Origin of the sequence: Bacillus sp. AP8 (genome assembly GCF_000321185.1) — a bacterium.
GTDB lineage: Bacteria > Bacillota > Bacilli > Bacillales > DSM-1321 > Bacillus_AD > Bacillus_AD massilioanorexius.
In genome coordinates, this window is the sequence record NZ_CAPG01000029.1 from 22,079 (window position 1) to 41,725 (window position 19,647).

Genomic DNA, 19,647 nt, shown 5'->3' on the forward strand with positions numbered 1-19,647 from the left:
TTTATTTATTTGTAACTTACATTGATCATTTTAAAATATTTTTTATGTTTTACAACTTATTTACAAGTTCGATGTTATTTCAATATAATTAAATAGTATTATGTGTTTATCGTAAAAGTTTTACAAAGAGGAAGAGGATAGAAAAATGAAAAAAAGAAAAAGTAAATTGGCAGCAACTATATTATCAGGTGTGGTTCTTTGTGGATTATTAAATCCATTACCATCAGAAGCAGCTACAAAAAAACAAAAGCAAAATCTCATTTCTTTACCTACAATTGAATACAATCAAAAACAAAAGAATGCACCTTTGGTATTTAACGGACAATATCGAAAGATAGCGTTTCTAACGATTGATGATGGTCCATCTAAATACTCTGATCAATTGATCAAAATATTGGATCAATATAATGTACCTGCTACTTTCTTTTTAATTGGGAGCAATATTAAATTATATCCTCAATACGTTAAACAATTTTATGAACGTGGCGATTATGTAGGAATGCACTCTATGACTCATAATTATAACAAATTATATACACAAGGTCAGATTGTAAAAGAAATGAAAGAAACGCAAAAGTTAATCACTGAAATCACTGGGGAAGAACCTGTACTATTCCGCTCTCCATATGGATCTAGCCCCGGATTATCTGAGAAATTAAGAGATCAAGTGGCGCAGGCTGGATTAAAAACATGGGATTGGTCTATTGATTCAAATGATTGGAGACACCAAAATAACCCCTCGCAAATAGTGGCGGAGATAAAACGCCAGTTAGACAAACCAGTTGAAATCATTTTAATTCACGACAAAAAAGGAACAATTGAAGCATTACCTCAAATCATTGAAACAATTGAAGCAGCCGGTTATGAGTTTGCTGTTTATGAGGAGTCAAAGCATTTCATGGCAAACTTTACAAAAGATAAAAGAATTTAAGAGATTTCGGGAGAGTAAATATGAAAAAAATATATGTTTTAACGGTTGGTATTATCTTTAGTCTTCTATTAAGTGGATGTAGCAATTATGCAGAAAAATATTTAGAAAGACACGAAGAAATAGTAAATAACGCATTGCAACAATCGAAACAGCAAATTTTGTTTAAGGAATTAAACAAAGATGAAGAGGACCTCTTTACCATTATTATGGAAGAAGGTAGAGATAACATTTCAAATGTGACAGATAAAATTAATCAAGTTTTAGCTGTGATTTCAGATAGTAAGAAGTTAATAGATAAAGAGAAATCAAACGTTGCTTTAGTGGATAATCAATTAAAAGATACAGAAAAAATGTTAAATAAATTGAAGGATAACGAACAAAATAACAAAATAAAAAATCTTCATAAAACATTTATGGATAGACAAGCAATCTATGTAAAAACGTTAGATAAATATGATTATTTATTAGATCTTGAGAAGGAATTGTACAGCTCATTAATGAAAGGTTCAGAGTTAAAGGTTGTATCTAATAATATTGATGTCATAAATGAAGTTGGCAAAGAAGTAACAAATCTAGTAAAAGAATTCAACGAAATGACAAATCAATATAATAAGATTAATATATAATAGTAAGAGCACTGTATAAGGTGCTCTTTTATTTTGAGAAATTTGCTGATGTTGTTTTTATTAGAATGAAAAATATAACTAAATTTGTTTACTTTAATAATATTTCGTTAACTTTTATAGATAAAAATATAGCGATTAATTATTTTGATATAATAAAATAAAAGCTAAGTTTCTTTTTTATACGATGCACTGAGGTTATTAAAAACAACAAAGTTTTTAGAAAACAAACTATTACATAAAAACAAACTAATAAATATACGGAAAATTTGTAAATGTATGTGATATAGAAAGGAGATTAGTTGTGAACTCGTATCAAACTAGTATTGATCAAATATTAAAACAAACAGGAAGTAATGGAAAATGGTCTGTCGACGAAGGAAATTCAAATTAGACAAGAGACGTTCGGGTTTAATGAATTGGAAGCAAAAGAAAAGGTGCCATTATGGAAGCTATTTTTAGAAAACTTTAAGGACCCAATGGTCATTGTTTTACTCATTGCAGCTGGCGTACAGATAGCTTTAGGAGAAATTGTTGAATCCGTTATTATTTTCCTTGTATTAGTGATAAACTCTATCATTAGTGTCGTACAGACAAAAAAAGCCGAAAGCTCATTAGAGGTATTAAGTGAATTATCGGCACCTGAAGCTAAAGTTATACGAGATGGGATTAAACAAAATATTCCAGCAAGAGAATTAGTTGTAGGTGATCTCGTATATTTAGAAGCAGGTGATTATGTACCTGCTGATGGCCGTTTAATAGATTCAGGCAGTTTAAAAGTAGATGAAGGAATGCTAACTGGAGAGTCAATAGCTATTGAAAAAAACATCTCTGTTATAGAAAATAAAGTACCACTTGGAGATCGTTTAAACATGGTATTTAGCGGCTCAATGATTGTGTATGGCAGAGGAACATTTGTAGTCACCGATATTGCTGAAAACACAGAAATTGGAAAAATTGCTAATTTACTCGAAAGTGCTGCTGCTAAACAAACACCACTACAACAAAAACTAGAAAGATTTAGTAAGAAGCTAGGCATTGCCATATTGATTCTATGTGTTTTGATTTTTGCAGTAGAAGTAGGACGAGTGTTAATGGAAAATAATACACCTGACTTAACAACATCCGTTTTACAAGCTCTTATGTTCGCCGTGGCCGTTGCAGTAGCTGCTATACCAGAGGCTTTATCCTCAATCGTGACAATCGTATTAGCTGTAGGAATGAATAAAATGGCAAAACAAAATGCTATAATACGAAAGCTACCTGCAGTTGAAACACTAGGTTCTACAACGGTTATTTGTACCGATAAGACAGGAACATTAACACAAAATAAAATGACAGTCGTTGATTGCTTTTTACCTATTAACAAAACCAATAAATTTGATTTAAATCAACAGAAATGGACGGATAGTGAACGATGGTTATTGCATATCGCAATACTTTGTAATGATTCAACGATTAACGAAGAGGGCAATGAATTAGGTGATCCTACAGAAGTTGCTCTTCTCACATACGGCTTAAAAAATAACTTGAATGCAAATTCTATTAGAGAAACGTTTCCACGTCAGGCTGAAATTCCATTCGATTCCGACCGGAAACTGATGTCTACGATACATATATTTGATGAGCAAAAAACAATGCTTGTAAAAGGTGGACCAGATGTTTTATTCAATCGTTGTTCACATGCGTTGATAGAAAATTCTGAAGTTCCCATAACTCAACAGATTTTAGATACTTTCCATCAAGCCAATGAAGATTTTTCTAATAAAGCATTGCGTGTTTTAGCTTATGCGTATAAAAAGATACCGAATAACCAAACATCAGTAACTATAGAAGATGAAGATAATCTTGTTCTAGTTGGACTTACAGCCATGATAGATCCACCTAGGGAAGCTGTATATGCCTCAATGGAGGAATCGAAACAAGCAGGAATACGAACTATTATGATTACAGGCGATCATAAAACAACTGCTCAAGCCATAGGTAGAGACATTGGCTTAATGAATGACGGAGATGTAGCAGTAACGGGACCTGATTTAGATAATATGACAGAAGAAGAACTAAATCAAAAATTAGAACATATTTCAGTCTATGCTCGTGTTTCCCCCGAAAATAAAATTCGTATTGTTAAGGCATGGCAGAAAAAAGGAAATATTACCGCTATGACTGGAGACGGTGTAAATGATGCTCCAGCATTAAAACAAGCTGACATCGGGATAGCAATGGGTAGCGGGACGGATGTAGCTAAGGATGCCGCTGCAATGATTTTAACTGATGATAATTTTGTTTCCATCGTTAATGCTGTTGGTGTTGGTAGAACCGTATTTGATAATATAAAAAAATCAATTGCCTACCTATTCGCTGGTAATTTAGGTGCTATCATAGCCATCCTTTTTGCGCTTTTCTTCAATTGGGTGAATCCTTTCACAGCGTTACAACTGTTATTTATTAATTTAGTTAATGACTCTTTACCTGCCATTGCATTAGGAATGGAAAAAGCTGAGCCAGATATTATGAAACGAAAGCCTAGAGATTTAAAAGAAGGCATTTTTGCAGGTGGAACGATGCAGGCCGTTATAATAAGGGGGGCTCTTATAGGAATTGCTGTAATCATCTCTCAATATATCGGTATGAAGGAATCTGCTGAAGTAAGTGTAGCTATGGCATTCACAACTTTGATCTTAGCACGTACTTTACAAACTTTTGCTGCTCGATCTAATAGGCAAACAGCTATTCAATTAGGCTTCTTTAGTAATAAATATGTATTCGGTGCAGTGGCAGTATGTTTATGTTTATATGCCATTACAATACTGCCTGGTGTCCGTAGCGTATTCTCTATCCCTTCGTCATTCGGATTTAACAATTGGTCTATTGCTGCTGGATTAGCTTTACTTACGGTTATTATTATGGAATTAGCAAAGTTGGTTCGTGTAAGAACAAGTAAATAATGATGAAAAGGGCTGTTCAAAAGGTGATTTTTATTCACTTTTTTTGACAGCCCCTACACTTTAATTAGAAATATTTTGTAAAAAAGCTGTTTTTACGATCTTAATCATATTAATATTTCTTATTGGTGAGAATAGGAATTAGACAAAACATCTTCCTTTTACGAATTTACTTTATTCGGCTATTTTCACTTCATTATGTTGACTTTTCTTTGTTCGTGAAGAAATAATAACACTAAAAATAACAATAACTCCACCTACAATTTGATACCATCTTATTACTTCATCTGTTAATAAAGGAGCTAAGATAGCTGCAAAAATAGGCAAGAGGTTTAAATATATTCCAGCTTTAGCAGCACCTACTTTGGCAACGCCATTATTCCAACATAAAAAAGCAATAACTGCTGCAAAAAATCCTACATAGAAGATAATACTTATGGATGTAGGATTCCATATTATATGCTGAGTTGAACGAGCCATTTCATATAGGAAAAATGGAGCTAGCATGATTAGACCAATAAACGTAGTTATATAAAAACTAGTGTAAGTTGGCAAAATATTCGCATATTTTTTTACATAGATTGAATACAGCGCCCAAATTAAAACAGCAATGAGAACAAGTAAATCACCTTTGTTAAAAGTGAATGAAGTGATATTATCTAATGAACCTCTAGATATAGTAAATAAAACTCCAATAATAGAAAAGATAATTCCTAACACTTGAGATCTTGTAATTTTTTCAGACAAAATAATGATTGATAAAATGGCTATAAATATGGGGGTTATCGGATTGATAACCGCTGCATTTATAGAAGTTGTCCAATGTAACGAAATATAAATGAGTGTATTATAACCAGCTACTCCTGTAGCAGACATTAGTAAGATAATCCATTTATGATTCCATAATACTTGTCGATCTCTTAAAAAAGCTTGAAACAAAAAGGGAGTTAAAACCAAAAATGCAATCAACCAACGCAAAAAAGCGAATGTGAATGGAGGAAAGTATTCCTTACCAATACTTCCGAGTACAAAATTTCCACCCCAAAATATATTTGCAACTACTAGTAGGACATAAGGATAATTTTTATTCATTTGTTGTTTCACCTTTACATATACCAATCATTTCTTTTTATTTTTCTCCGGTTCCATTACAAGACTCACAATCTTTAATAGCAGGGTATAATCTTGTAGCTCGCTTGAATGCTTCATAATATGAAAATTGCCCACCATCTATTAATCGGATCAATTCATTATCGAGGTTTTCATATTGTTCATGCTTTTCATCAATTACTTTTCCATCAAAACATTCTGTACATTGTGCCATATTTTCACCTCATTTCCATTTTGAAATATATATAATGTATTAATCATACTACCAAATCTTATTTTGGTCATGAATTAAGATTTGATAAGGGTAGATTTGAAAGATATTAAGTTGAAATAAGGTTGCAATCAAATACAACTAGTAGTGTAAAGTAAAAGTAATTTTGCTACAGAGCCCCTCAGCAACATCCATTATTTGTTAAAAAATCCCAACATCAAGATCAAGATAATAAATTTTAAAAAATCATTATACAGAAAAAAGACAAAAATTTTATAGAGAAAGTATTTTGAAGTTTATGTTGATGCCAAAATAATTAAAAACGTCGCCAAATTGCTATTTGGCGACGTTTTTTTATGGTATAATTGGACAATACGACACGATTTTTACGGAGGATAAGGACATGAAGGTAAAACTTCCAAAACTACTGAAAGATTTTTTAATTTACTTAACAACAATTAAAGGAAAATCCCCCCGTACAAGAAAAGAGTATCAGTATGATATAATTTTATTTCTCCGATACTATAAAGCATCTCAAGATGAAGACATGGAAGAAATGACAAAAGAAAATATCGAGCAAATTAGTATTCAAGATGTGACGATTGAAACAATTAAAGAAATAACATTAGAAGATTTATATGGATTTTTGGAGTACTGTGAAGTGGTGAGACATAATAGCGCCCATTCTAGGGCAAGAAAAGTGGCTTCTATTAAATCTTTTTTTAAATATGTTACGGTCAAACGACGCTTATTAGAGTATAATCCAGCAGATGAATTAGAAAGTCCAAAGATCGGTAAGAAGACACCCATTTATATGAATATTCAAGAAACAAAAATTTTTCTAGAAGGAATACAAAAAGGCAATCATTATTATCGAAATACTTGTATTATCACTTTTTTCTTGAATTTAGGTTTACGAGTATCAGAGCTCTGTAATTTAAATTTACAATCCATTCACGGCGATAGCATTCATATAATAGGTAAAGGAGATAAGGAACGAACGATTTTTTTAAACCAATCTTGCTTGTCAGCACTAGAGGACTATATAAATCATGAGCGAAATCAATTGACAGGAATTGAAAATGAAAAAGCCGTTTTTTTATCTCAAAAGAGAACGAGAATTTCAAGAAGAAGTGTGGAGCGGATTGTTGCTAGCATTAATCTACAATCTGGGTTAAACAAGGAAAAACTATCCCCACATAAACTTAGACATACCTCAGCAACCTTACTATATAAAAATGGAGCAGATATTAGAAGTTTGCAATACATTCTTGGGCATGCTAGTGTATCAACAACACAAATTTACACACATGTTGAGGACAAAGAGATTCGACATGTATTAGAAAACAACCCTTTAAACCTCTAATGTAACATAATAATATTATGTTAACTAATGATTTTATTAGGATTTCTAAGAAAAAAATGGTATTCTGAAAATAGTGTTCTTTGAACAATTTTGATTTAGGATTCGCTCATAAAGGAAGTGCTACGATATTGAATTTAAGCATCCCATTTTTAATAGAACATTTTGCGTATTTTGGAATTGTGATAGCGTTAATAGGTGGTATGGTTGGTCTGCCTATTCCTGATGAAATTTTGTTAACATATGTTGGCTATACAGTTTACCAAGGTCATTTATTATTATTCCCATCATTAATTGTTTCGATTTTAGGGGCTATGGGAGGGATAACAGTTAGTTACCTTTTAGGATATAAACTTGGTTTACCCTTTATTAAAAAATTCGGACATAAAATTCATATAACTGAAAAAAGACTTCACTACTCAGGTAAGTTATTTAAAAAAATGGGATCATATTTACTGTTTATTGGATTTTTCATTCCAGGAGTACGACATATAACGGCCTATTTAGCAGCAGTACATGGTTATTCTTTTAAAAGATTTTCGTTGTTTGCCTTTTCCGGTGCAATTGTATGGGTATCTACTTTTATTATTCTAGGTAATGTTTTAGGTAGTAAATGGATGCTCGTTGAATTTTATGTAAAGCAGTTATGGATGGTTTTTCTTCCACTCTTAATTGTTCTAGCAATATGTGTTATTGTTATTTATAGAAAAAAAATCACGTTGAAACAAAATGCTTAGTAGATAAAACCGTTGTTAGACAGCGGTTTTTTTATTTGAATGAACTAGTATTTCAATTCTAATGATTAAAAGCAGAGGAGTATCATTTAATAGATACTCCTCTATCATTTTCTAGCTTTGCAATCGTTGAATAGGTTAAATTATGTAAATACACATAAAATTCGTTTCAAAATACTAAATATTTGGTTTAAATTTATATAGGGCCTCACATAAAATGCAGCAAACATTCGTCAGAGGAGTTTTAATACATATGAAATCATTGAAAAAAATATTTAAAGTTCTTTTCCCGATATGTGTAATCGTTTATATCATCTATCGAGCTGAGGAAGAACTCCGTAACATATCCATTAAGGAAGTGCTACAAACTGCAGCTAATCTGAATAGGTTTGACATGATTGTAATCGTTATCTTTGGTACTCTTTCGGTTCTAGTTATGTCGTTATACGATGATACATTAGTTCGTGCTATGAAGATAACTATTCCTAAGAAAAAGTATATTAAAACGGCTTTTATAGCTAGCTCTATTAATTCTATTATGGGTTTTGGTGGATTAGCCGGGGCCAGTTTACGACATGTTACGTATCGCTCCTATACAAATCATCATAAAGATTTAATGCAATCTATCACATGGATGACAACATCTGCGTTAAATGGATTATCATTTTTTTCTATTCTAATATTGCTTCATGTATTTCCTGCAACTAAGTTGTTAATGGATAAACCATGGATGTTTTTCGTTATAATCGGTATGGCATTATTTTTACCATTTTATTTTATACTTGCCTATATAAATAGAAAGAAAGTAAAAAGTAAGGATCAAGAAATTTCTTTTTTTTCTATGAATATTCGTTTTACTTTAGCTAGCATTATAGAGTGGGCATTTGCAGCCATTATCTTAATTATTCTTTTACAAATGTTTGATATTCAATTATCTTGGCGGATAGCAATGGGGATATTTATTATTTCTGCTATTGTTGGGGTAATCAGTTTTGTTCCTGGAGGATTTGGATCATTTGATTTAACTTATCTTTTAGGTATGAGCTATTACGGCGTAGCCGAGGAAGATATCTTGTCAGTCATTTTATTGTATCGAATTGTTTATTACATCATTCCTTTCTTAATCGCTTTATTATTTACCGTATTTGAATATACGGGCATTACCATTAGAAAAGTTGAGGATAAGCCCATTATTGGTCCTGCCATTGAAACGACAGGAGTCGTTTGGGCTATATATCGTGATATTCTCTCTAAAATTGGATACTGGGCACTAAGTATCCTTGTACTTTATGCTGCATGGCTCAATATAACATCTGTCTTAATAGTCCCAGTGAATGATTCTTTATTTAATAAAGCGATATTTGATCTATGCTATAACATCATACTAACATGCTCAGTTATTTTAATTTTAAATATAAAAGGAATTTTTCATCGCACAAGAAAATCATTCTTATTTGTCAGTTTTGCTTTATCCTTAACGATAATTGCTCATCTAGCAAAATCTTTGGACTATCATGAAGTGATATTATTGGGGATCGTTTTGGCAGTATTGTTAAGTGTTCATAAACAATTTATTGTAGAAGATATGCTTGTAACGTTTTTTTACTATATCCGTGTAATAATTTTAGGTTTACTTATTTTAGCTCTTTATTTTTATTTCGGCACAATCTTATCGACATTAGAGAATACAGAGGATTTCAGAAGTTTTTCTGAAGTAATAGAATCGACTGTATTTAGTCTTATTTTTGTTCCGTTCATTATGATTGGTGGTTCTTATCTATTTAATAGATTGAGAAAGAAAGAAATAGGAGAAGAATTCGATTGCCAACGCTTTAAACAATTTCTTACAACTCATATTGGTAATTCATTAACATATCTAGGTTTTATGGGTGATAAACGAATGTTCTTTTCAAGCGATGGAAAAGCGTTAATTCTGTTTAGAAAATATAGAAACCGTTTGATTGTATTGGGAGACCCTAGTGGTGATCCCTCTTCATATGTAACCGTATTAACTGAGTTTATGAATCAAGCTAATCAAATGGGATATTTAGTTGTTTTTTATCAAATTGATCAGAAAAACATGCATTTATACCATGATTTTGGATATCAATTTTTCAAATTAGGAGAAGAAGCATACGTAAATATCGATGAATTTTCACTTAGTGGTAAGAAAAAAGCCGGCTTAAGAGCGACATTCAATCGATTTGAGCGCGAAGCTTATCAATTACAAATCAAGGATAGCATAAACGATGATGAGTATGCAGAATTACAATCGATTTCGAAACAATGGTTAGGCAAAAAGAAAGAAAAAGGTTTTTCTATTGGAGAATTTAATCGCCCGTATATCAACGCTTCACAGATTGCCATACTTCGAAATGCAAACAATGAAGCTATTGCTTTTGCTACTATCATGCCAATGTATGAAAAGGGGAAATTCTCAATCGATTTAATGCGTTATTTACCAGACGCTCCAGTTGGAACAATGGATGCTATGCTCATTTACTTGTTTCAATACGCTAAGGAACAAGGTTTCCACTATTTTAATTTAGGTATGGCACCTCTATCAAATGTTGGAACTCAAAATGACGCATTCTTTGCCGAGAGAATTGCTGCGAATGTATTTAATAACGTTCGATATATGTATAGTTTTAGTGGCTTAAGAAAATTTAAAGAGAAATATCACCCACAGTGGCAGGGAAAGTATCTAACCTACAGAAAAAATAAAACATTAGTTGCATCCATGATTTTAGTTACTAGGATGATATCTAAAGGGAATAGTTATAAGGAAAAGAATCCAAATCAAAATCCTAGATTTACTCATAGAAGATTGAAGTTTCCGAGCTAATCTACACATTTATATAGTGAATCATTTAAATAAGAACTATAGCATTTACTAAATAAATATGATAACATTTACCTTTACACATATAGAGGACGTGATTGAACATGATTAAAATTGAAATACCTGAAGTAGATGTTAGCATTACACAACGTAAACAAATTTTAAAACCTGGTGATATACAAATTCCTAGTATCAATGGTTTTATTGATTTGCATCAAATTCCAAGAGATAAAGGTGGAATCTTTATGTTTTATAACATTCATGATGAACTCCTTTTCGTTGGGAAAGCTAGAAAGTTAAGACAGCGTATTAAAAAACATCTTGAAGATAATGTTTCACCTATGAAGAAATATCGTGATGAGATTTATTCTATAGATGTTTGTATTGTTGATGATCCAATGGAGCGTGAAATTTACGAAACATATATTATCAATAAATTACATGCTAAATATAATATCGATAAAGTTTTTTATCAATAAAATGGAAAAGGCAGCTGATTACACTCTAGTAGTCAGCTGCCTTTTTTTATTTACGATCTCCTTTCTTTCTGAATTTTCATGCTATAATGTGTAATCATTCGGAAAGAAAGGAGTGAAGTAATGAAGGTATTACGTATGCATCCATTTGTTGTTAACATCATAATTGGAACATTTTTTGCACGATTAACCAGTTCGATGGTTATGCCGTTTCTTGCTATTTACTTAACGAAAGAAAAAGGAATATCGCCAGTACTAACAGGAGCGATTATTGGCATTAGTTCACTTATTGGTGTGTTTACAAGTTTTTTAGGAGGGTACTTATCTGACCGATTTGGAAGGAAAATTATATTACTTATGTCTTTATTTATGCATTCAATTGTTTTTATCGGTTTTGCACTTTCTGATTCGGTCATTATGTTTTTTGTTTGTAGCGCACTTAATGGAGCTTGTCGATCCTTTTTTGAACCTTCATCAAGAGCGTTGATGTCTGATTTTACTGAAGAAAAAAATAAGCTTTTGATATTTAATTTCCGCTATACAGCTATTAATGTCGGTGTAGCAGTTGGACCATTACTAGGATTATTGCTAGGGAGTTCATCAACAACAACGCCTTTTTATATAACATCAATTATGTATTTTTTATATTTTCTTTCATTAGTACTGTTATTTAAACGATATCCTATTCAATCTGAAGGGAAATCGTCGTTACCGACAACTTTAACTCAAGCACTTTCGGTATTAAAAAAAGATCGAATATTTTCACTTTCGATTATTGGTATTATTTGCGGTGTAATAGGTTATTCACAATTTGGTTCTACCTTGCCACAATATTTATCTAGTAGTCCTATTTTTTCAGGATGAAGTTAAAATATTTACTTTTATGCTCGTCTTAAATGCGATAACGGTGATTGTTGTTCAATATCCTTTACTCTCTATTTGTAAAAAATATTCCGCTTTGACTTCTATGAATTTAGGTTTAATATCGATAGCCATTGGATTAATTGGAATTTCTTTAGCACAACAAGCTTGGGTATTATATGCTTGTATGATTGTATTCACCATAGGCGAAGTATTGATTTTTACTGTAACAGATTATTTTGTAGATGAAATTGCTCCAACGCATCTTAAAGGAATGTATTTTGGAGCCATGGGCTTTAACTCAATAGGACAAGTGATTGGACCTGTATTAGGAGGATTTATGCTTGGTATGTTCGGTTCCATTAGCTCTCATTTCACTTTTATTATTATAGCCATCATAACTTTAGTAGGTAGTCCATTTCTGTTCACAGCAAAAATGAAAAGGGAAAAGGCGGCATCACTTCGTATAACTTCTGAATAATTTGATAATATTGACAAATAAAAACAAAAGGCTTACTATTATAACAAACAAAACTAATCGGAATTATAAGAATTTAGAAGGGATTATCATATTTTATACTTCCGTTTATCCTTCATATAATGTGTAGTATGCATTTTATAAAGAAGTTGAATAACAGGCATTGCAGGGGGTTTTTTGATGAGTTTTATTCGTAACCATTGGGAAGAAAGGTTTATAGAAAAATTATCTGAAAATCTTGATGCTTTTTCAAAGAGAGCTCAAGAATTAGATGAAAAAAGAGAGTTTCCTTTTCAAAATATTGCTGATTTAAAGGAGTTAGGATATACCAAATTAACCCTACCTATAGAATACGGAGGTAGCGGAAAAGGCTTATATGAATTTCTGTTAGGACAAGAAAAAATAGCGATGCACTGTGGGCCTACAGCATTATCCATCGGATGGCATGTAGGTATTACTATACAAATTCAAGATAAGAAACGAAATTGGAATGAAGATATAATAAAAGAAACCTTCGAAAAAATTTCAAAAGGAGCCCTAATAAATCGGCTGGCAACAGAGCCGCAAACAGGTAGTCCTACTCGTGGTGGGAAGCCAGCTACTACGGCTACTAAAGAAAATGGACATTGGGTTATAAATGGAAGAAAGACTTTTTCATCTTTAGCACCTGCTTTAGATTTACTAATTGTTAGTGCGTGGATTACGGAAGATGCTGAGCTTGGTTGGTTTTTAATTGATCGAAACACTAAAGGAATTACCATTAATAAAACTTGGGATGTCATATCTATGCAAGGTACTGCAAGTGAGGACTTTATTTTTGAAAATGTTAAAATTGAAGACAAATATCTTGTTGAAAAAGGAAGAAAAGATGTGAACTTTGATGACAGCTGGCTGTTACACATTCCCGCTTGTTATATTGGAATTGCAGGAGCGGCTCGTAATTATGCCATTCAATTTGCTACAACGTACTCACCAAATAGCATTAAAGGGACCATTAGTGAGCTTCCAAACGTTCAAAGATTAATTGGAGAAATGGAGTTAGAACTTTTGCAAAGTAGACACTTTTTATATAGTGTCGCAGCGATGTGGGAAGCACAACCTGAAAATCATCTAGCAATTAAAACACAATTAGGAGCTGTAAAAAAAGCTGTTACAAATTCAGCGATTTCAATTGTAGACAAAGCAATGAGAATTGTTGGAGCTCAGAGCTTACAAAGAAATAATCCATTACAACGATACTACCGTGATGTAAGAGCTGGCCTTCATAATCCACCAATGGATGATATGACACTTTCTTTGTTAGCAAAACAAGCTTGTCAGCAATCCGAATGATTAATAGATCTTTCAAGAAGAAACTTATATTAAGAACACCACAAAAGTTATTCTAAAATACTTATTTGGTGTTCTTTTTTTTACATATTATGAGTTTGAGAGCTTATTTTAAGGATATATATATTATATAAGTGTTAGGAGGGAGTAAAAATGAAAGAAAAATTTAGTCTTTGGAAAAAACGAAAAAAAGAACCTAAACCATTTGAACATCAGAGTTCTACAGCATTACTAGATGAAGAAAAACCGAATATAGATAAAAAACTACTTGATCCAGAATTAGTGAAACATGTAGAAGGAGCAATGAAGTATATTTATCAAACAAGTTTACTCGTTTCTGATGTTGATTCTAAAATGTATGACTTATATATCGAAAAATACCTTAAAAATAATGAAAAATATCCAGGTGACGTGAACGGTGAACTAATGAATGAAATGGAATTATTAGATGTGTTATTTGGAAACTTCTTGATTAGGAAACAAGGATTTGAGGAAGGTTATGTATTTACAGAAGATGAAGTAAAAAGTTATATTGAAAAAATTATTAGACAATGCAGTGATATGAAAAAAAGATTTCAACTAGATTATAAATAAACCAAATAGGAAAGCATTCTTACGTGTGCAAAAGCTATGTTAAAACAATCCTTTACAATCGTTTATCTGTATATTTAAAGTCAATTGTATAGGAGAATAATTATTTTTGTTGTATGATATATCTCGTGATACTAAATATAATATTTTTATAGAAGAATAACGAGGTATGAAATTAGATGCAAACTGAAAAATTCTTTCAAAATCCGTGGGGGATGGCTTTATCAGCCATAACCGCAACATTTCTATGGGGAAGCGCGTTTCCTGTTATTAAATTAAGTTATCAATCATTAGGTATAGGTCCAGCAGATGTCGGCGAACAAATCTTATTTGCAGGCTATCGATTCTTTCTTTCAGCACTATTAATCTTTTTATTCTATTTAATAATTGGTAAAAAGAATGAATTACGATTTGAAAAATCATCTGTAAAAATCATCATCGTTTTAGGAATTTTGATGACATTTTTGCAATACTTTTTCTTTTATATCGGTTTGTCACATGCAACGGGAATCCAAGGAAGTATCATTTCTGGTACAAGTTCTTTTTTCCAAATCATCTTTGCTCATTTTTTACTAAAAGATGATCATCTTTACCCTGCCAAAGTAATTGGACTACTTGTTGGTTTTTGTGGAGTTATCATCACTTATATTCCAAAGGGTGATGTAAGTTTTACAATTGGCTATGGAGAATGGCTGGTACTTGCTTCCATAGTTATTGCTGCATATGGAAATATTGTAACGAAGCGTGCATTGGCCAATTGGAGAGCACATTATCTATCAGGTTATGGAATGTTAATTGGTTCAGTGTTACTCCTTCTATTAGGTATGTTTCTAACCGATTTCACATTTTTCACATTTTCTATTAAAGATCTAATTATGTTGCTTTATTTAGCCTTTTTATCAGCCGCTGCTTTCTTACTTTGGAACAACATTTTGAAATATCATCAGGTAGGGAAAGTAACGTTATTTAACTTTCTTATTCCAGTATTCGGGGTTTTCTTAAGTGGGATTTTCTTAAATGAAGCAATAGGAATTACAGCAATTATAGGATTGATATTAGTAACTCTAGGAATCATTTTTGTAAATGCGAAATCTATAATTAAAATTAAAAAAGAGCACCAGAATTAATGTCTGGTACTCTTTTTTTACATTTCTTCAGAATAATGATCTTTACAAAATGTGTTCAGTACAGAGATTTCATCATCTTCTAATTCGAAATCCAAAAGCGTATTTTCTGAACGTTCAAACAAATCATATGTAAGAATCTCTTCTTTGTCTCCATCGACAAGAAAAATCACTTTAGCATATACTCCGTTTTCATGATGTAATTCATCATCTTCAGGAACATCTAAATATAACAAAAACTCATATCTATTTCCGGGTAAAATTCCAAATTGATCGTTAATCAATTGGATTTCATATTCTGTAATAGTAATCATCTTAAACATCCTTTCTCAATTCCTTAACTTATTATATCCTTAAAGCTTTTGTAAGGAAAGTAGACAATATTCAATTAAAGTAAGCAATTAGCGGCTACTCATAACTTTCCGGATAAACTGTTTAACAAGTTAACCTTATCTATATATTCAGAATAGTTTTAAATTAATAAAAAGATAAAGGATATGGCGTAAATGGTTGACATATACATCTTAAGTAATTACTATATTATTATATTAATAATGATAGAATCTCCATCAGATCACGGTGGGGTAGAGGTTGCGATGTTTAATAGTACATAAACAGAGAGACAGAAAACTCAAAGACGTTTATGGAAAGGAACCATCGCCGAAGTGCTATAGTTTTCTGGCTATAGTGAACTGGGGCTACATCATAATAGGTGTAGAACTGTCATAGTTTAAATGCTATGAAGAGCTATCACAACAAAGTCTGGTGTCCATTTGATTTGTACTCTTATTACACACCAACTTATTGGTGTGTTTTTTATTGTAAAAATAGCAATTACTCTACCACTGATGTTTGGATATCTACTCTATATTAATAACAACTAATGTATATACTTTACAACATAAAAGTATAGAGGGAGTATACGATGAAACAACAAAAATTAGGATTTTGGATTTTAACTTCATTAGTAGTTGGAAACATGGTTGGATCGGGAATCTTCATGTTACCACGTACATTAGCCGAGGTGGCAAGCCCTGCAGGCGTTATGCTAGCCTGGATATTTACAGGACTCGGCGTTCTTTTTGTAACATTAGTTTTTGGGAATTTAGGTAAAAGAAAGCCCGAACTAAATGGTGGTCCACAAATATACGCGAAAGAATTATTTAAAAAAGGATCACAAGCGGCCCAATTATCCGGGTTCATGGCAACATGGGGTTATTGGATTGGGAATTTAGCTGGAAACATTGCTATTATTACAACTTTTGCTAGTTATTTATCCACTTTCTTCCCGCAATTAACAAACCAAGCTGAACTATTTACGATTGGTAATTTTACTCTAAAAGTAGGAAATGCTTTAACTTTTATCGTTTGTAGTCTATTACTATGGGGTGTACATTTTATTGTTATACGAGGAGTTGGCAGTGCAGGTAAACTAAACCTATTAGCAACAATTGCTAAAGTAAGTGGTTTTGTCTTTTTCATTATCATTGGCTTAACCGCATTTGAAGCTTCCAATATCACACCTTTCGTTGCCGAAAATGTTAATTCTAGTGGTCATTCTGTTGGGCTATTAGGACAAATAAATGCCGCTGCAGTTGCAACTCTTTGGGCTTTTGTAGGAGTTGAATCAGCAGTAGTCTTTTCCTCACGTGCGAAAAAACCAACTGATGTAAAAAAAGCGACAATTCTTGGATTACTTATTGCCTTAGCCATTTATATTGGAATTAGTTCATTAGTTATGGGATTACTACCAAAAGAAGAATTACTTATGTCTGAAAAACCATTAATCGATGCCATTATTACGGTTATGGGTCCGATTGGCGGTAAACTACTAGCAGCATTAGGATTGATCAGTCTATTAGGTTCAACGATTGGTTGGACTATGTTAACAGCTGAAGTGCCAAGTGCAGCTGCAAAACAAGGGCTATTCATTCCTAAATTTATGAAAGAAAATAGCAAAGGATTTCCATCCTTTTCACTAATTTGTACGAATATTTTAGGCCAAATGTTTATTTTTTCAACGATTTCAAATTCTATTTCACAAGCTTTTGAGTTTATTATTTATATCGCTACATTATCTTATTTAATTCCATATCTTATAGCTACGACATTCCAAGTAAAACTCGTTATTACTGGAGAAACATATAAAAATGGTCAGGGAAGAATTACAGATATAATAGTCGGTACGCTAGCGTTCTTGTACTCCGTATATGTACTAATTGCAGGTACGGCCGATCTAAAAACCTTTTTATTTGGAATGCTTTTATTAGCAAGTGGTATACTATTTTATCGATATGTTAAAGAAAATAAAGTAATTGAATAATTTATAACGAAAAACACGATATAAAAATATCGTGTTTTTTATTTACGAAACGTCTACGTTAATATTCGGTGAACCTTACTCGAAAGCGGAGTTAATCGACAGTTGAAAGTGTAGCCATTGTTAATCTAAGGAGTTGCTTTTCATAATTATGATGTACTACCTATTAGTAATAAAATTATGAAATAAGTTAAAGGAGAAAGGGCATATCTAGAGGGTAGAGAAAAATTCTTGAATTTCAATGTACAAAACCTTCCTGAACATATTGAGAATGGTGTTTTCGTTAATCCAGATTCAATTAACGTTAGACTGGAGTAGAAATACAAGCTGAAATAGTATCGATACAATAAACAACCAAGTAGAAATTGTTAAGCTCTGCAACAGAATACCATACTATTTTTGTGTTTACTTAAAATATATTTTTTTGTTTTATTAACGATTTGTTAATAGTTTGTTAATATTTTCACGTTATTATTATCAATGTCTTGAAAAAGAAATTATGTAAGGTGACGAAGAATCCGCTTAAAAAGCAATGTTTCACCTAACCAAAGAAAATATGATTAATGGAGAAATGATAATGACAGAATCAAAAGAAACAAACAACGAGAATATGAAAAATTTAGAACCAACTGAAAATCAAGATTTTGACAAAAACTTAGAGGATTATGTTGAGAAAGAATCCGCAACTTCAACAGATCATGTGTCTGAAGAAACATTAAACGAAACTCAAACACCAACAAAAAAAGCAAAATTTAAAAATAAGAAAGCAATACTAATAATTGGTGGAGCTGTTATCGTTGCTTTAGCAATAGCATTTAGCCCACTTTTAACAAAAGGGAATGTTGTAGCAACAGTAGGTGGAGAAAAGATAAAAAAAGAAGAAGTATATGATGCGATGGTTGGACAATATGGTTCATCTGTAGTTGATACATTAATTAAAAATAAAATTATTGAATTAGAAGCAAAAAAAGAAAACATTACTATTTCGCAAAAAGCCATTGATAAAGAACTAGAATCTTTCATTCAATCATATGGTGGTCAGGAGGCTTTTGATGCTTCCCTAGAGCAAAGTGGTATTTCATTAGAAACATTTAAAACAGATATAGAAAACTTCTTAAAATTAGAAAAACTTCTTAAACCATCAATCAAGATAACAGATGAAGAAATGAAGGAGTATTTTGAAGAAAATAAAGATTCGTTTGATGAACAAGAACAAGTAAAAGCAAGTCATATTCTAGTTGATGATCTAGCTACAGCACAAAAAATTAAAAAAGAATTAGATAATGGTGCTGATTTTGCTGAACTAGCGAAGAAAAATTCAACCGATACTAGTTCGGCAGAAAAAGGTGGGGATTTAGATTATTTCTCTAAAGGAGATATGGTTGAGGCCTTCGAAACGGCCGCATTCTCATTAAAAGAAGGAGAAATTAGTGATCCAGTTAAAACAGACTATGGTTACCATATTATCAAAGTAACGGGTAAAAAAGCGGCTAAAGCAGCTAAATATGAAGACCATAAGAAAGAAATTAAACAAAATTTATTTGATAGTAAATTAAATGAAGAATACCCAACTTGGTTAGAAAAGAAAAAGAAAGAATACAAGATCACTAACACATTAGAAAAAGAATAAATAGTGAAGAACACGATATTTTCTTGTAGAAGATATCGTGTTTTATTTTATGGACTGATAAAATGAGTATCATCATACA

Annotated in this window: 15 protein-coding genes, 1 pseudogene and 1 riboswitch; of the genes and pseudogenes, 13 read left to right on the forward strand and 3 right to left on the reverse strand. The window is 31.8% G+C overall.

Features of this window, described 5'->3' with window-relative positions:
* The first annotated feature begins 145 nt into the window (after positions 1-145).
* From BN349_RS07315 to BN349_RS23580, 3 genes are all read left to right on the forward strand, one after another.
* The gene (locus tag BN349_RS07315; RefSeq protein WP_019241635.1) at positions 146-931 is read left to right on the forward strand and encodes a polysaccharide deacetylase family protein; all 786 of its coding nucleotides are present in this window, start codon (positions 146-148) and stop codon (positions 929-931) included.
* Positions 932-951: 20 nt separating this feature from the next.
* Positions 952-1,557 (forward strand): YkyA family protein, encoded by a 606-nt coding sequence (locus BN349_RS07320; RefSeq protein WP_019241636.1) that lies wholly within the window; start codon positions 952-954, stop codon positions 1,555-1,557.
* A gap of 353 nt (positions 1,558-1,910) precedes the next feature.
* Positions 1,911-4,502, forward strand: a complete 2,592-nt coding sequence (locus BN349_RS23580) for a cation-translocating P-type ATPase (RefSeq protein WP_019241637.1) — start codon at positions 1,911-1,913, stop codon at positions 4,500-4,502.
* Positions 4,503-4,673: 171 nt separating this feature from the next.
* Here the strand turns inward: BN349_RS23580 and BN349_RS07330 are convergent, their stop codons facing one another.
* Together BN349_RS07330 and BN349_RS07335 are read right to left on the reverse strand one after the other, a co-directional pair.
* Positions 4,674-5,591, reverse strand: coding sequence for a DMT family transporter (locus tag BN349_RS07330; protein ID WP_019241638.1), 918 nt, complete (start codon positions 5,589-5,591; stop codon positions 4,674-4,676).
* Between the two features lie 37 nt (positions 5,592-5,628).
* Positions 5,629-5,823: a hypothetical protein gene (locus tag BN349_RS07335; protein WP_019241639.1), complete on the reverse strand. Its 195-nt coding sequence runs from the start codon at positions 5,821-5,823 to the stop codon at positions 5,629-5,631.
* Positions 5,824-6,223: 400 nt separating this feature from the next.
* Between BN349_RS07335 and BN349_RS07340 the strand changes: the two genes are divergently transcribed.
* From BN349_RS07340 to BN349_RS07375, 8 genes and pseudogenes are all read left to right on the forward strand, one after another.
* Positions 6,224-7,186, forward strand: a complete 963-nt coding sequence (locus BN349_RS07340) for a tyrosine recombinase XerC (RefSeq protein ID WP_019241640.1) — start codon at positions 6,224-6,226, stop codon at positions 7,184-7,186.
* Positions 7,187-7,314: 128 nt separating this feature from the next.
* A complete protein-coding gene (locus tag BN349_RS07345; RefSeq protein ID WP_019241641.1) occupies positions 7,315-7,920 on the forward strand; it encodes a DedA family protein in 606 nt (201 codons plus the stop codon).
* 250 nt (positions 7,921-8,170) lie between these two features.
* Positions 8,171-10,762 (forward strand): bifunctional lysylphosphatidylglycerol flippase/synthetase MprF, encoded by a 2,592-nt coding sequence (gene mprF, locus BN349_RS23585; RefSeq protein ID WP_019241642.1) that lies wholly within the window; start codon positions 8,171-8,173, stop codon positions 10,760-10,762.
* Positions 10,763-10,857: 95 nt separating this feature from the next.
* Positions 10,858-11,238 carry a nucleotide excision repair endonuclease gene (locus tag BN349_RS07355; RefSeq protein ID WP_026089221.1) on the forward strand — a complete coding sequence of 127 codons (381 nt, stop codon included), beginning with the start codon at positions 10,858-10,860 and terminating at the stop codon, positions 11,236-11,238.
* Between the two features lie 120 nt (positions 11,239-11,358).
* Positions 11,359-12,577: pseudogene (locus BN349_RS26865) on the forward strand (MDR family MFS transporter).
* A gap of 177 nt (positions 12,578-12,754) precedes the next feature.
* Positions 12,755-13,906, forward strand: coding sequence for an acyl-CoA dehydrogenase family protein (locus BN349_RS07365; protein WP_019241644.1), 1,152 nt, complete (start codon positions 12,755-12,757; stop codon positions 13,904-13,906).
* Between the two features lie 150 nt (positions 13,907-14,056).
* The gene (locus tag BN349_RS07370) at positions 14,057-14,497 is read left to right on the forward strand and encodes a hypothetical protein (RefSeq protein WP_019241645.1); all 441 of its coding nucleotides are present in this window, start codon (positions 14,057-14,059) and stop codon (positions 14,495-14,497) included.
* Between the two features lie 176 nt (positions 14,498-14,673).
* Positions 14,674-15,621: a DMT family transporter gene (locus tag BN349_RS07375; protein WP_019241646.1), complete on the forward strand. Its 948-nt coding sequence runs from the start codon at positions 14,674-14,676 to the stop codon at positions 15,619-15,621.
* A 17-nt stretch (positions 15,622-15,638) separates the two neighbouring features.
* Here BN349_RS07375 and BN349_RS07380 read toward each other — a convergent pair whose 3' ends face one another.
* On the reverse strand, positions 15,639-15,932 hold the full coding sequence (locus tag BN349_RS07380; protein WP_019241647.1) for a DUF6509 family protein: 294 nt from the start codon (positions 15,930-15,932) through the stop codon (positions 15,639-15,641).
* Positions 15,933-16,195: 263 nt separating this feature from the next.
* Positions 16,196-16,376: riboswitch (Lysine riboswitch) on the forward strand.
* A 167-nt stretch (positions 16,377-16,543) separates the two neighbouring features.
* On the opposite strand from BN349_RS07380, the gene BN349_RS07385 reads away from it, so the two are divergent.
* Positions 16,544-17,941: an amino acid permease gene (locus BN349_RS07385; protein ID WP_019241648.1), complete on the forward strand. Its 1,398-nt coding sequence runs from the start codon at positions 16,544-16,546 to the stop codon at positions 17,939-17,941.
* Positions 17,942-18,515: 574 nt separating this feature from the next.
* Positions 18,516-19,568 (forward strand): peptidylprolyl isomerase, encoded by a 1,053-nt coding sequence (locus tag BN349_RS07390; protein ID WP_019241649.1) that lies wholly within the window; start codon positions 18,516-18,518, stop codon positions 19,566-19,568.
* The last annotated feature ends 79 nt before the right edge of the window (positions 19,569-19,647 follow it).